We start from the raw sequence: 15,017 nt of genomic DNA, 5'->3' as shown, positions 1-15,017 counted from the left end.
CCGATCCGTTCATCTTTTAAACCAAAACCTCCATTGCCCAGATCCCGCAGGGACAGATCCCTGCACAGATGCTGCAACCGATGCAATACTCAGCATCGGAGACGTACTCGAACTTGCCGTTAGGGAGTTCGACGCGGCGGATCGCTCCTTCCGGGCAGGCCTCCAGACACATTTTACAGTCGCGACAGGTACCGCAGGACAGACAACGATTGGTCTCATCCTTGGGATCGCCGGGGCGATGCCGACCACGGTTGCGCGGGCGGAAGAGCTCCTTTGACAAACAACTCTGCGGAATCAATTGCGGCTTGATGATCGACTGAAGCTCTTTACCGCTAATAAAATCATCAATATAGCGCGCCACATCTGCTCCGTCACCAATGGCATGAGTGAGCAGGCCGGGTTTGATCGAATCACCGATGGCAAAGACCCCCGGCATCTTGATTGACTGATTGCAGCTGTCAACATCAACCATCCCCTTGTCATTCAAGATCTCCCGCGGCACATAGGAAAGATCCGGACGCTCACCAACGGCGATGATAACGGTATCAGCTTCAAGCAGGCGGCCGTCCTTGCCATGCACCCCTTTTTCATCGACCTTGGCCGTAAAGAAGGGCCAGATAATTTTGCCGCCGAGGTATTCGACGCGGTCGATTTCATGACGATACGCCGCCGGACGCTGGATATCGATAGAAGTGACCTGTTTAGCGCCCATGGCGTAGGCACCGAGACAGACATCCATGCCGGCGTTGCCAGCGCCGAGGACGACAACCCGTTCACCAATGACCGGACGCTGGCCGTTGTTGATTGCCTTGAGAAAATCAAGGCCTTTCACCAAGCGCTCATGGCCGCTAAAGGGGATGATCACCGGATTATGGGCACCACTGGCAATAACAACTGCATGATGCTCCTGACGAATTTGTGCAAAGAGCGGCGCATCGACCTTGGTCGAGGTCTTGACGGTAATGCCGCTCTGCTTGATCCGCTTTATCTCCGAACTGAGGATTTCCGCGGGGAGACGCTCGGTGGGGATGACCTGACGCAATTTACCGCCGACTTCGACATCGGACTCATAAACGGTGACAGCATGCCCGGCCAGACGCAGTTGCCACGCCGCCGAGAGACCGCCGGGACCACCGCCGATGACTGCCACCGACTTGCCGGTCGCTTCTTTAATGGCTGGGGCGACAGCATCGATGGAGAGGCGCCCAAGCTCCTTCATGGCGACGGGATGGTCGATAAAACGACGGGTACAGGCATCCATGCACAGATTCGGACAGACTTCGCCGCAGACCGAACCGGGGAAAGGTGAGTAGCGCAGCACAAATTCCAGGGCTTCCTGAGTCTTTCCGGCGCGCAGCAGATTAATGCGATCCTGGGTCGGAATACCGCTCGGGCAGGAGGTCTGACAGGGGGCGCCATAACGCTTGTCCTGCCAGTGCGGAATCTTGAGACGATCCTCACCAATGCCGACCAGACCACTCACCCGGGCATAATCGTCATCAAGAATATCACCGAAAATCCCGCCTTCGACCCATTTATTGAGACGGAATTCACGCATGGTCACGCGGTGAATGTGCTTGCGCTCCTCCAGGGTCTTGGCGACGATCTTGCGCCAGACGGAGAAGTCAGACAGAGTCGCGAGATGCTGCGGACGTTCAATCTGTTGCAGGAAGGTCTGCAGACCGTTACGAAGGAATTCACAATCGCCTTCGTCGAGATCCAGAAGCCAGACATCGTCGGGAATCCCCTGCACCGGACCACGCACATAGATCGTCCCACCGACCATACCAATACAGGAACGGTCACCAAGGATGGAATCGAGATCCTCGCAACCGAGTCCACAGATAACCGCGGTGCCGCCCCCCATGAACTCGAAGGAGAAGGAACCGGTATTCTTCAGCACCCAGAATTCCGGGGCAGGGAAAGCCGGGTCATGCTTCATTAATGAACCGGAACGGGTACCGACGCGGCCGCCGATATAGATTTTCCCGCCGGCCGCACAATGCGCCGTGGTATCACCACCATCGCCGCGCACGGTCAGGATCGCACCGGAGTTGAGCCAACCGGCATCCGCCGGTGCAGATCCCTCGACGATGATCTCGGTTCCGGCGAGGCCAAAGGAACCAACCCGCTGCCCGGGATTTTTCACCTTGAAGCGCAGAGTTTGCCCATCTGTCGACCACAGGGGCCCGCCGATGTCATGATGACCGGAGGAGAGGACCTCGAACTCGGTCTCGCCGGCGTCTAACCCCTGATAGATCTGTTCGAGGAGTTCCTGAGTCGAAATTCTTTTCTTGTTATGGTCAAAACCATTAATTAGAGCGGGCATTATCTTCCTCCCGTTAACAGACATATTGGATTTTCAGACGCTCGGCCACGGCTCGATCAGTGGTGATCAGCGCATCAGAACGTCCGATCGGCAGCGACGAATTGCCGATCGGCGCCATCAACTTCTTCAACTCCTGATCCATCGCCAGGTAGTAGTTGACGATATTCTGTGCCGCTTTTTCCGGATCGAGGCGCCGCACCAGCGTCGGGTTCTGAGTGGTAATCCCGACCGGACAGAGGCCAGTGTTGCAAGCATTACAGCGCCCCATCTCGTTGCCGATACACCCTGCCATCTGCAAGATCAACTTGCCGGCAAAGACGCCATTGGCGCCAAGACACATCATCTTGAAAGCGTCAGCGGCAAGATCACCGGTGCGACCGAGACCGCCGGCAGCCCAGAGAGGGATCTGCTCCTGGCGTCCCTGAGTCACAGCGGCAAGGTAACAATCCCGCAACTTCGAGACGATGGGATGACCGGTATGGTCGAGGGAGACCTCGTGGGCTGCGCCGGTCCCGCCGTCGACGCCGTCGAGGAAGAAGCCGCCGACGATGTTGTAAGGGTCACGCACAAGATTGTTAAAGACCGAAACCGACGTTGCCGAAGCCGCCACCTTGATCGCCACCGGCACCCGAAACTTAAATGCGGCATTCATCGAGAGGAACATCTTCTGGACGCTCTCTTCAATGGAGTAGAGACCCTGATGGTTGGGGGGCGACAAGAGATCCGCCTTGGGAACGCCGCGAATCGCTTGAATATGATCCGCCACCTTCTGCGCCATAAGCAAGCCCCCATCCCCCGGCTTCGCCCCCTGACCGATTTTGATAATGATGCCGCAAGGATCTTCAACCATGTGCGGCAGGGTGTTGGCAATACGGTTCCAGCCGAAGTGGCCGGAAGCGATCTGCAGAATCATGTATTTGAGGTATTTGCTCTTGAGGAGACGAACCGGGACCCCTCCTTCCCCGGTACACATCCGCACCGGCAAGCCGCACTCTTCATTGAGGTAGGCGACGGCCATAGCGATCGCTTCCCACATCCGCCAGGAAAGGGCGCCGATCGACATGTCGCCAATGACGACCGGATAGATCCAGCGGACCGGCGGTGCCTGACCATCCTTGACAAGTTCGCCGTCAGTACCGAGGTGAAACGGAAGTTTCCCGGCCGGGAGAATCCGGCCAAAGGGAGCAAGGAGATCAAAGGTGTGACGTTGGGCGTCGAGACTGGGGTCAGTCATCTGGGAAATTCGACCGACGCGCATCTTGTCAAGGGTCCGTACCGTCGATTCGAGATTCTTTCGACCGCCTCGCTTGATCGAATCGCCAGAGAGGCAGCGAGTGACGATCGGCAGGCGATTGTCGATATTTCGCACCGGACCGATCGCATCGTTGGGACAGACCTTTTCACAGGCGCCACAACCCCGACAGTGACTGACGAGGGTACTGATCTGACGGATGACCGGAACCGCCGAGAAACGCTGCTGCGGATCAGGGAAGTCCCCTTCGGAAAAGACCATGCGCCGGCGCTCGACCTTGGCTTCAATGGCGCGAAAAGAACAGGTGGCGACACAGGAACCGCAAAGAGTGCAGCGACTAGCGTCGTAACGGATCTTCCAGGGGAGGTCGTTGGCGGTCAGATCCTGGACTTTTACTGTTTCCATCTCTGCACCTCCAGATTAGCATCGATCGTGATCATTTCGCGCTCATGGGGATAGATATCATCCTCCCAATTGCGATCGGGAAGGAGTTCATTGATGCCGCAGACCTCGGACGAAAAGACAACCATCTCATCGGAACGACCAATGACGATGGGGCGCAACTTCTTGGCATCACAGCAGGTAAAGAGAGTGCTGTCGGGAAGGACACCAATAATCGTGTTAGGGCCGTTGATCTCCAGATGGGCCAACGACTGCCGAATCGCGAGGAGGACGTCGCTGTCATTGCGGGTACTCAACTCCTCAAACGGGAGGGGAGTGATGACATGCTTGTAATAATTGAGGGGCCAACCGAGAACCCGGTGAATATAGTGCATAGTGTAAAGGAAACACTGGGAGTCCGACTCAAAACCGATGTAGCCGTAATGCAGCTTGGCTTGAAACTCTTTATTCTTTTGATAAAAGGTATTTTCTCCATTCGCCAGAGCGGTATACCCCTGTAGAAAGAAGGGGTGCGCGGCATAACGAACAATGTCGTAATTGGTATTCTGCCGGCACTGGGCGGTAATAACCTTGGCGGTGAACCTGTTATCCGGCTCCCAAAGGTTGAAATAGGTGCCGATATCCTTGGGGTTGCCGATCTCCTTGAGAGTGATGACATCGGGCCAGAAGGAATAGACAAAACCTTCTTCATCCTCTTCCAGTGCCTCACGCAGCTTAAGACGCATCTCCAGAAGGAGCTCTTCCTTCTCCTTCTGCGGTGCAGACCGGTAATTTTTCGGATATTGAAAGGTCTCGAAGACATAGTTAGGCATGGCGATAATATCGAGACCGGGAAGATTGTTGGTTTCGGGGACCCACTGCAACACCCGGTTGAAGCCGGCCGCGTGCAGAATATCCTCGGCGAGCTTCAGCCCTTCGTCAGTACAGGCCATGGAGAGGGTCGGGAGATGCTTGTACCCTTCGAAGAGGCCACCGAGGTCTTGCATGACCATGGCGAAGCCCGAATTGTCGTGCCCTTTTTGTTGGGATTGCATGAGAAGCAGGGCGAGGCTGGGATGAACGTAATTACGACTTTTGATGGCGCCGATTCGACACATAGTTTTAACCTCCGCTTTGGAGTGACAACGCTTACCTGATGTCATTTAATAACAAATTTCATGCCAAATAAAATAGTAACAGCCAGAGGTTAATTTAATGAAAAAACAATCGACATTTCAGGATAATGCATAAATAAAATGCACTTTTTTAATGGTATGATAAAAAAAATGGCAGCGCACCTACTTTGCAAAGTACTCACTGAGTAACATGATTTCCCAAATAACTTTTCAACTTGCACGCTCTTCACCCGCTGCCCACTATCCTTTTTCATATGTTCTTTTTCATCTTGACAAGGATGCGGAGAGTTGCTATCAAAACGATCTATTTATCTAAATATTTCTCCGCCCTCCGTGTGTTTCTTTACGTACCGGCCAAGAATGAGGTTGTTTATCGTGATGTCTCTGAAATTATGCCGTAATACCCTGATCAGGTTAGTTATCGTACTGGCTATAATTTCTTCAACTCCTAATCTTCCTGCCTACAGCCTGGATGCGGAAGACTCACATGGCTTGATTTTCATTTCAGGGTTCAACGCCAGCCTTCAGAAAAACTATCCTGTCGCTATTCTCAAAATGAACGAGGTCTTGCAAAAGGCCCCTGATACGCCCTTGCGTGACATGGTGCTGTTCTGGCTTTCCAACGCCTATTACAAGAACGGCAACCAACAGGATGCCGCCAGGGTCATGTCCCAGTTTTTGAAGGAATATCCCGATAACCCGATCAAGGCAACAGTCGATGAGGAACTGCTTGCACTGACCGCCCGTTATGATCAAGGCGAAGAATTGCCGACCGGCTTGCCGACAACAGCCGATGGTGCCGCGCCTCAGCTTGTTGGCACAACTGACATAGGTAAAGAACAAAGGCCCTTCCCCGCCGGTATAATCAAACGCCTTGAAACTTCCAGCATGACAGAAGAACGCGCAGCGGCTGAAAAGGCCGAACTGACGCACACCGTTGTCGCCGAGGCGCGCCCAAGGGAGTCTGCCACGCAGGATCGCCTGCAATTGCAGACAATGAAAAACGCTGGCATGACTGAGGTTGACAAGCAGGCCCCCACCTTGGCAGATAAGCAGCGCCAAGCAACACAGCAGGCGTCTGAAGAAAAGACCCGCAATGCCAAGTCTGATCTGCGCGAGAAGGCGATTGCACAATATAAGTCGATACTTGTCGACTATCCAAACAGCAAGGCGGCGGAGACTGCCGCCGTCAAACTGAAAGAACTGGGGGTAGCATTTGCTCTGCCTCAACGGACTGCTGTCGCAGACCCTCCCTCAGAAACATCCCAGATACTGCGTCTCGAAGTTGCCCAGTTGGCAGGAATTGAGTTCAACCTGCCACCCCAGGCACAGTCCTTCAATGTTGCTCAACGAGTCAGCCTCCCCTTTGAAATCATCAACCAGGGCAATGGCAGCGACTCTTTCTATCTGGAATCCGGTTTCCCGGTTAACTTTTCAACAGAATTCTCTTCTGCCGCATCCCCTGCCCAAGCCATTAATCAGACCAGCCTGCTGGCCCCCGGTGAATCCTTTAAAGGCCTCATCCATCTGACGATCCCCGCAACCAGTATCGACGGCCTGCGCTTTTCTTACCCGGTCAAGGCCGCCTCACGGACAGTGAGTGAGGCTTCACAATCTCGCGAGGTGAAAGTCATCGCTTCGGCTCCACTGCTACGTGCGACCGTTAAGGCAGATCACAGCGACCTGCTGCCTGGTGCGAAGATTACTTATAAAGTAACAATTATGAATATCGGCTCAGCCGGGGCTGGCAATGTCACTTTCCGGCTGAACTTCCCGCCCCAACTGGAGCCGATCGACTATGAAAAAAATGGTTTCCGTCAGGAAATGAAAGCAGCACTTGTGATGGATGGCGTGCAGCTCAAGTCCGGTGAAAGTCGGGAATTCAATCTGACCTTTCAGCTCAAGGAGGACTCATTGGCCGGTCAGGAGATCTTGACCAGGGCCGAGTTGCACAACAACCTTTTGAAAACGACAACCGTTATTGTCTCTTCTGCTATCTATGTTCAACCGCAACACGGGCTTCAGGTTCACACCGGTTCTGAACGACTGGTGGTGATCCCCGGCCAGACGGTATCGGTGCCATTTGTGGTGACTAACAGCGGTAACGTGCGCGAAAAGTTCAGCATTGTCCCTGGCGGGGATGCCCGGCAGGCCGTAACAATCTTCCATGATCTTAACCATGATGGCATCAGGCAGGCCAATGAACCGGTCATCACAGAGATCGGTCCACTGGCAGCTAAAGAGGAAGCCAGCATTGTCATGGAGATTAAGACTCCCCGTGAAGCCAGTGACGGTTCGGAAGAGAACGCCCAGATTACGTTCCTTTCCGAGGGAGAGCCTGCTCGCTCCTTTGCCGGTGTTACCCGTCTGGTCTATTCGCGACCGATTCTAGAGATGGCCATGAGCGGTCGTGACGGCAAACTCTTGCCGGGTGAAGTTGTATCAACGGATCTGACCATCACCAACCGTGGATCTAATCTGGCACGGATTGTCGAGCTGAAGAGTGTCTGGCCGGAACAGCTTGAGTTGGTTGCAACCGACCCGGCAACCAATTCGGCCGACGACGGCACACTTCTCTGGGAATTCAGTGAATTGGGTGCTGGAGAGAAGCGTGTGATCAAGGTCTCGTTCCGGGTGAAGCCGGGGACCGGGATGGGGACCAATATTCAGATTAAAAACATTCTGACATATGAAGATCAAATCGGGAACAGGTACTGACATGATGCGATATGTATTTGTAATGGTTATGGCGACACTCCTATTTGTGGATGTGCCATCAGGATGGAGTCAACAGCAGTATCTCTATTCTCCCGCAGCAGTGGTGGCGTCCGGGAGTACCACGCAGAGCAAGGATGCCATTCTGGTTCAGGAGGTGGCGGTAAAAAAGGGAGATACCCTCTACAAAATCTCGCGCAGATTCAGCGGATACGGTTCTTATTACCCCCAGATTTTACTCTTTAACGACATCAAGAATCCCAACAAGATTTATCCCGGGGATGTGTTCAAGGTACCGGTTGCACAAAAGAGAATACCGCGTCCTGACGCTAAGGCGCCGTTGTATGGTGGCAAAAAAGTACATAAAAAGTCGGTTGCCGCTAAGCCATCAACTAATAAACACCGTGCGGCACTTGCCGCTAACGCCACAGCCGGGCAGAAACTGTTTGAGCAGGCTGTCAAGGCCTATCGGCGGGATGATTGTCGCGCTGCATTGAAATCATTTGACCTTTTTCTCACAAAAAACCAGTCGTCACCCCTTGCACCGGATGCCAGTCTCTACAAAGCTGACTGCTACCTCAGGCTGTCCAATCAGAACTAACCCTTCGCATTCTCCCCTTAACTTCAAATTCCCGATCAGCCTCAACGACGGCCTGGTTATCGAAGCGGTTTATTACGGCTCCGGCACCCTCTGTATTTCATCTCAGGCCGGCTGCGCTCTGGCCTGCCCCTTCTGTGCCTCTGGCAGCCAGGGGCTGAAGCGGCAACTCACCGCTGCCGAGCTGCACTTGCAGCTTCAACGATTGCGACAGAACGGCTTCGAACCACAGCGCCTGACCATCTCGGGAATCGGCGAACCCCTGCATAACTGGGAGAATGTCCGCAGTTACATGCTTGCTTGCCAGAAAAATGGACCGGGGATCTCGGTCACCACCACCGGGGTTGTTTTAAAACATCTCGCAGAGTTGGTCGAACTCGCCGAAAACGGTGTCATGATCTCGCTACATGCCGCCGATGCAGAGATCCACCAGCAACTCATCCCCAAGGGGCCGGACTTCGAGCTGCTCTGCACTGAAATTGACCGGATTTATCATCTGATTTCACGTCGCAAGCGCCGCAAGATCGGCATCAACTACCTCCTCTTCAGTCGTGTGAATGACCGTGAAGCTGACCTCCTCGCCCTTCAGCGGCTGATGCAACGCTGGCCGGATTTCACCCTGCACCTGCTGCGCTACAATCCGGTAGTCGGGATGGACTTTCACAGCGATCCGGATAATATGGATCACTGGCACGACTATCTACACGAAAAGGGCATCTCGGTTCGCCGCCCCAATCGCTGGCGCAGCAACACCGATGGTGGCTGTGGGACCCTCTATCTGCGGGGGTTCGAGGACCAGGAGAAAAGGAATTCCCCATGAAAGAGACCGCTCTGGCCGCGGCCCGCGCCGGCGGCGCAGTCCTGCGCAGCAAATTCGGCACCCGGCTGCACATCGAAGAGAAGAGCGCCAAAGATCTCGTCACCGAAGCGGACCGCGAAGCCGAGGCAGCGATTGTCGGAGTTATTCAGGCAAACTATCCCGAGCACAATATCCTTGCCGAAGAAGGGGCTTACCCGCAGACCTCCAGCCCCTTTCGCTGGATCATCGACCCCCTCGACGGCACCACCAACTTTGCCCACACCTTCCCCTGGTTCGCCGTCTCCATCGCCCTCGAAAATGCCGGCGAGATGATCCTCGGCATCGTTTACAACCCCATGTACGAAGAACTCTTTGTTGCGGTAAAGGGTCAAGGCGCAACCCTCAATGGCCACCCCCTGCAGGTCTCCGCGATCAACCGCCTTGATCGCGCCCTCCTCGCCACCGGTTTCGCGCCGGCCAGTTCCTCCTCCCTGACCAACAATTTTGACCACTTTATCCATTTCCAGGAAAAGGCCCAGGCCTGCCGCCGCCCCGGAGCTGCCAGTCTCGATCTTGCCTGCGTTGCCGCCGGCCGCTTTGACGGCTTCTGGGAGATGAAACTCAAACCCTGGGATACCGCCGCCGGCATACTGCTGGTCACCGAGGCCGGCGGTCGGGTCAGCAATTTCGATGGTGCTCCCTTCTCTCCATTCCAACTCGAATGCCTGGCCAGCAACGGCTTGATTCACGACGCCATGATCCCGATTCTCCAACAAGGGAAAAGGCCTTGAGCTTGCGGCGAGTCGAGCGCATGACAATTTATGGCAGGTCAAATTGGGACAAACGACAAATTGCGCCAAAGGAGCTCTTCCCTCAAGGGGTGCGACTTGATCCGTGCCCACCAACCGGTCAACGTGATTTGCCGGTTCAAGCTGAGACGGCACCGGCAAATCACGTCACGGCTCGCCAGTTCACGACCACAAAAGACTCTTTGTCTTCGTACAACTCGCCGCGTATTTCGGGCCTAATCCTGCTAAAGCCGGACAATACAAAGGTTTAACCGTGTCTGTACCGATAGTTGAAACGTTTCTACTCCTTTTTTCAGATATTTACCTTGGTCATTCAGCTCGCAATAATCCTCCTTTTAAGGCGATCACCCCCCTGCCCCACAGCTTTCACCACCCCCATGAAAAGGCCAAAGAAACTCGATTTTACAATAGGTTGAATTGGCACAGAACCTGCTCCTAATGACTTGACAATTTAACGTCTAAAGTTCTATAACTATAATAATCTTAGTTTCACTTATTCCGATAAAAGCAAAACCGGAGTAATCCGGCGACGCAAAGCTCAGGATCCGTTTCATGAACGGACAGCCGGGCTACCGAAGACAAAGTGAATGATCTAACTGCGCAGAAAAAGCAGTTATTCAGGCGCTCATTTTCGGGGATGAAAATGAGCGTTTTTTATTGTTTTTTCCACAAATAACATGAAACAAAAGTTTTACAAATTCAGATGGATAGAAGCATAAACATTTTATCCGGGCAGTCTTTGGCATAAATGACATGAAAAATCGAAACCCATTAATTATTATCGCAATCCTGATCCTGGCCATCGGCCTGGCTTTGCCGGGTCAGGCTGCCCTCCTCGACCAGCCAATGACCGGTGCCACCGCCCCCGGCTGGGTCATTGGCGGTGCAGCCTACCTCACCGCCAGCACAGGTGTCGACGCCCCCGGCAACGGCTGGCTGCGTCTGACCGAACCGACCGGCAACCAATCCGGCTTTGCCATGTATGACAGCTCCTTCGACATTTCACAGGGAGTCGTCATCCAGTTCGACTACGCCACCTGGGGCGGCAACGGTGCCGACGGTTACAGTATTTATCTCTTTGACGGCGCCTATAACGCTACAACCTTTCAGGTCGGCGCCTCGGGCGGCTCCCTTGGCTACGATAAAAAGACCGTCGCGCCTGTTTCCCCCGGTCTCAGTGGCGGCTATATCGGTGTCGGTATCGACGAGTACGGCAATTTTTCCAATCCGACCGAAGGTCGGCTGGGTGGTCCGGGCCAGCGGCAAAATTCAGTGGCAGTGCGCGGCCCCTACGACCACTCCCTCGGCGCCTATTACTACATTGGCGGCACGGCTGCCAACATCGGCACCCTCTGGTACAATCAGGCCTTTCGCCCCGGCCAACTCAGCAGCCAGTATCGCAAGGTCGTCATCTACCTGACGCCGGTCGCCGCACCGGAATACATGCGTGTCGATGTCTTTATGCAATTTGGCTACAACCAGCCCCTGACCTATCTGGTCGACACCCTTTACACCATGCGGCCGATCCCGAGCACGGTCAAGGTCGGCTATGCCGCCAGTACCGGCGGTTCGACCAACTATCACGAAATCCGCAATCTCGCCATCGACAACCTACCGATAAACATCAATCTCGCTATCGCGAAAACCGCTTCTGCCCCGACCGTCGCTCCCGGCGGCGCATTGACCTATACCGTCACCGCCCGCAACTACGGCCCCAACCTGGTGACCGTCGCCAACAACGTACCGATCGTCGATACTGTCCCGGCAGCGTTAACCGGTGTTACCTGGACCTGCGCCGGCTCCGGTGGCGGAACCTGCGGCGCCGCTGCAGGGAGCGGCAACAACATTAACACCACGGCCACCCTCCCCTTTAACGGCGCTGCCACCTATACCATCACCGGCACGGTCGCCGCCGCTACCCCACAGGGCACGGTCCTGGTCAACACCGCCACCCTGACGCCGCCGGCCGGCATCATTGACTATCTGCCGGCCGACAACAGCGCCAGTGTCAGCACCACCGTCAGCAGCGGCACGATCAGCATCAGCGGCACGGTGTACAATGACAACGGTTTTAGCGGCGGCATCGCCCACAACGGCGTGCGCGACGGCGGCGAATCCCAGGTCACTGGCCAGACCTATTATGCCAAACTTTTTCGCGCCAGCGACCTGAGTACCACTGTCGTCGCCCCTGTGCAGGTCAGCACTACTCTCGGCACTTACACTTTTTCCGGAGTCCCGAGCTACGGTGATTATGTCGTCATTCTCAGCTCCACCAACACCGTCAATGTCTACGACCCGAGCTTTCCGAGCGCCAACTGGATCTATGTCACCCCCATCAACTATACCCTGAGCGGAGTTGTCGCCAGCGGCGCCAATCTGACCAACCGGAACTTCTTCCTTTACAACGGCAGTCGCATCAGCGGCAAAGTGATCAAGGATGACGGCTTCAACGGCAGTATCACCACCGCTTATGACGGTATTCTCAATGCCGCCGAGACCGGCATCGCCGGGGTGACGTTGACGCTGCGCAATAGCACCGGAACCACCACCTACGATACCGTCACCACCGATGCCGGCGGCAACTTCGCCCTCTTCACCAACACCGCCAGCGCCACCCTGCGTATCTATGAAAACAATCTCGCCGGCTACACCTCGGTCAGCTATAACTCCGGCACGACCGGCAGTACTTACACCATTGCCGGTGAATATCAGCAGTTTGCCTATACCCTCTATACCGACTACTTCAATCTCATTTTCGGCGATATACCGCCGCCGATCACTATCAACTTCACACCGACCCCTTTAAGCGCAGTCGGCAACTCATCAACACCGGTCTACTACGCGCATATCTTCACCGCCACAGCCCGCGGCAATGTCACGTTTACCACAAACAGCCGTACCCAGGGGGGTTGGCCGGCGATTACCTATGTGCGCGACAACAACTGCAACGGCAGCTTCGATGCCGGCGAATCGGATATCACTGCGGCGGTCAATCTCGAAGCCAACGAAAATATCTGCATCCTGGTGCGTGAGACGATTCCGGGCAGCGCCACGAACGGAACGATTGACACTGTCGTTACCCGCGCCACATATACCACCGGCCTGGCGAGCCAGACCCGTGACGTCAGCGACACCACAACTGTCGCTATTCCTAACCTCTCGACCTCAACGAAAAACTGGATTAACCGCACCAGCGGCGGCGACCCCCTGGCCGGTGATGTCATCCGCTACACTATCACCCTGACTGAAACTGCCGGAGTTGGCGCCAGCAACGTGTCGGTGACCGACACCATCCCCAACAACACTAGCGGTTTTAGTGTCATTCTCCCCCTGCCGGGCGGCGCCACCAACCTCTCGACCCCCTTCGGTACCGGCGGTAATGGTACCGGCTACCTGTATATCACCAACATCACCGTCCCGGCCAGCGGCAGCGTCACGCTCATTTACGATGTCACCATCCCCCTCGGCACCGCGACGGGGACGGTCATCGACAACAGTGCCACGGTCACCGTCCCCGGCGGCATCGGCGCCAATCCCGATGCGCCAGCACTGATCGTCAATAGCGGCTCGCTACCGGGTTCCGGGAACAAACCCCTCTACTTCTATAACAACAGCTCAACCCCCAGCTATAAACTCTCGCGCACACCGATGCCGACCGCAGCCGGCTCTATTGTCGCGATCCCCCGCGGCAGCATTACCCAGAGTTGGACGCTCAACCCGGCCCTGCAGTCGGATGTGACGATCAGCAACGGCAATATTCCGGTGACCCTCTGGCTCTCGACCAACAGCAACCGTACCTATACCATCCCGATTACGCTGACGTGCGGCGGAACGAGCGTCGCCACAACCTCACTAAGCGCCGACTTAGTCGTCGGAGGCGCCGTCCGCTACGACTTTACCCTCACTCCTGTATCGTCAACTGATTACACCTGTGCCAGCGGCAACGCCCTGATCATGGACATCACCAACACCCAGGGAGGCACCGGAACTGGACGCAACATCAACGTCTACCCAGCGCCGTCGACCGGAAACTCGTCGATGGTCACTATCAACTCGAAAAACGTCATCAACATCAATAACAGCGACATCACCTTCCATACTGCCCTCTACCCTGGCGGCAGCAGCGTTACCTCGCTGACTGTCGGAAGCACGGTCTATATCCGCGCCACGGTCAGTGACCCCTTCGGCAGTTACGATATCACCGGCGCCACCCTGACTTTGACTGACCCCTCCGGTGTTACCCGGATTGGTTCGCCTGCTCCGGTCGCCATGAGCGTAGCCTACGATTCAAACGCCGCCACCAAGATCTACCAGTACGGCCCCTACACCATCCCGGCCGGCGGCCCGGCCGGAAATTGGACCGCCCGCGTCGTTGCCAATGAGGGGACCGAGGGGACGGTCAGTGATTACGCACTGCAAGCCTTGAGCGTCATCGTGCCGATGCCGAACCTGCTGGTGGTCAAATCATCACAGGTCTTCTCCGACCCGGTTAATGGTGAAGGAGCAGGAGCCAAAGCAATTCCCGGCGCTTTTGTCGACTACACCATCCAGGTCACCAACTTTGGCGCCGGCGCAGTTGACAGCAACACCACCGTCATTACCGATTCGATTCCGGCCGACACCGAACTCTTTGTCGACGACTTCGACGGTGCCGGGCCATCGATCGGTCCTGTCCTCTTTAACAATGGCACGACTGCGAGCGGCCTCAGCTACACCTTTACCAGTCTGGCCAGCACCACTGACAATCTCGCCTTTTCCGGCAATGGCGGCACGAATTACGACAAAAGCAATACAGCACCGGACATTAACGGCTGCGACTCGACAGTTACCAATATAAAAATCCCCTTAATCGGCATCTTTAATGGTTCAAATGGAACCAATCACCCCTCATTCAACGTCAAATTCAGAGTCAGGATCAAATAATCAGAAAGGAACAAGATATGGATTTTTTATTCGCTCACAACTTTTCAAACCCGGTTCAACACAAGAAAAGAAAGG

General features: G+C 55.2%; 8 protein-coding genes and 1 riboswitch. Of the genes, 5 read left to right on the top strand and 3 right to left on the bottom strand.

Translation table 11 applies throughout. The features are described from left to right. Positions 1–16: 16 nt before the first annotated feature. From CVU69_03880 to CVU69_03870, 3 genes are read right to left on the bottom strand one after another with little or no spacing between them, the layout of a single operon-like run. Positions 17–2,329, bottom strand: coding sequence for a 4Fe-4S ferredoxin (locus tag CVU69_03880; GenBank protein ID PKN13147.1), 2,313 nt, complete (start codon positions 2,327–2,329; stop codon positions 17–19). A 13-nt stretch (positions 2,330–2,342) separates the two neighbouring features. Next, entirely contained in the window at positions 2,343–3,986 is a 1,644-nt protein-coding gene (locus CVU69_03875; GenBank protein ID PKN13146.1) for a glutamate synthase, read from the bottom strand. Continuing rightward, a complete protein-coding gene (locus CVU69_03870) occupies positions 3,974–5,080 on the bottom strand; it encodes a glutamate synthase (protein PKN13145.1) in 1,107 nt (368 codons plus the stop codon). Before CVU69_03870 ends, CVU69_03875 begins: the two co-directional genes overlap by 13 nt. Positions 5,081–5,458: 378 nt before the next feature. Here CVU69_03870 and CVU69_03865 point away from each other — a divergent pair, with 378 nt between their 5' ends. The 5 genes from CVU69_03865 (at position 5,459) to CVU69_03845 (ending at position 14,942) form a co-directional block, all read left to right on the top strand. Beyond that, on the top strand, positions 5,459–7,816 hold the full coding sequence (locus CVU69_03865; protein ID PKN13144.1) for a hypothetical protein: 2,358 nt from the start codon (positions 5,459–5,461) through the stop codon (positions 7,814–7,816). Beyond that, positions 7,788–8,414, top strand: coding sequence for a hypothetical protein (locus CVU69_03860; GenBank protein ID PKN13143.1), 627 nt, complete (start codon positions 7,788–7,790; stop codon positions 8,412–8,414). The genes CVU69_03865 and CVU69_03860 overlap by 29 nt, the downstream gene beginning before the upstream one ends. Next, a complete protein-coding gene (locus tag CVU69_03855) occupies positions 8,362–9,231 on the top strand; it encodes a radical SAM protein (protein PKN13142.1) in 870 nt (289 codons plus the stop codon). Before CVU69_03860 ends, CVU69_03855 begins: the two co-directional genes overlap by 53 nt. Beyond that, positions 9,228–10,001, top strand: a complete 774-nt coding sequence (locus CVU69_03850) for an inositol monophosphatase (protein ID PKN13141.1) — start codon at positions 9,228–9,230, stop codon at positions 9,999–10,001. The genes CVU69_03855 and CVU69_03850 overlap by 4 nt, the downstream gene beginning before the upstream one ends. A gap of 514 nt (positions 10,002–10,515) precedes the next feature. Further along, positions 10,516–10,596: riboswitch (cyclic di-GMP riboswitch) on the top strand. 176 nt (positions 10,597–10,772) lie between these two features. Beyond that, positions 10,773–14,942, top strand: a complete 4,170-nt coding sequence (locus tag CVU69_03845) for a hypothetical protein (GenBank protein ID PKN13140.1) — start codon at positions 10,773–10,775, stop codon at positions 14,940–14,942. The last annotated feature ends 75 nt before the right edge of the window (positions 14,943–15,017 follow it).

It is taken from the genome of Deltaproteobacteria bacterium HGW-Deltaproteobacteria-4 (assembly GCA_002841765.1).
Lineage (GTDB): Bacteria > Desulfobacterota > Desulfuromonadia > Desulfuromonadales > UBA2197 > UBA2197.
Note: the sequence above shows the minus strand (reverse complement) of the source record. Positions and strands in the feature narration are given on the sequence as shown.

Coding starts and splice junctions, on each gene's coding strand:
- CVU69_03880 (PKN13147.1), bottom strand. CDS start 2,329: ATGCCCGCTCTAATTAATGGTTTTGACCATAACAAGAAAAGAATTTCG.
- CVU69_03875 (PKN13146.1), bottom strand. CDS start 3,986: ATGGAAACAGTAAAAGTCCAGGATCTGACCGCCAACGACCTCCCCTGG.
- CVU69_03870 (PKN13145.1), bottom strand. CDS start 5,080: ATGTGTCGAATCGGCGCCATCAAAAGTCGTAATTACGTTCATCCCAGC.
- CVU69_03865 (PKN13144.1), top strand. CDS start 5,459: ATGAGGTTGTTTATCGTGATGTCTCTGAAATTATGCCGTAATACCCTG.
- CVU69_03860 (PKN13143.1), top strand. CDS start 7,788: ATGAAGATCAAATCGGGAACAGGTACTGACATGATGCGATATGTATTT.
- CVU69_03855 (PKN13142.1), top strand. CDS start 8,362: ATGCCAGTCTCTACAAAGCTGACTGCTACCTCAGGCTGTCCAATCAGA.
- CVU69_03850 (PKN13141.1), top strand. CDS start 9,228: ATGAAAGAGACCGCTCTGGCCGCGGCCCGCGCCGGCGGCGCAGTCCTG.
- CVU69_03845 (PKN13140.1), top strand. CDS start 10,773: ATGAAAAATCGAAACCCATTAATTATTATCGCAATCCTGATCCTGGCC.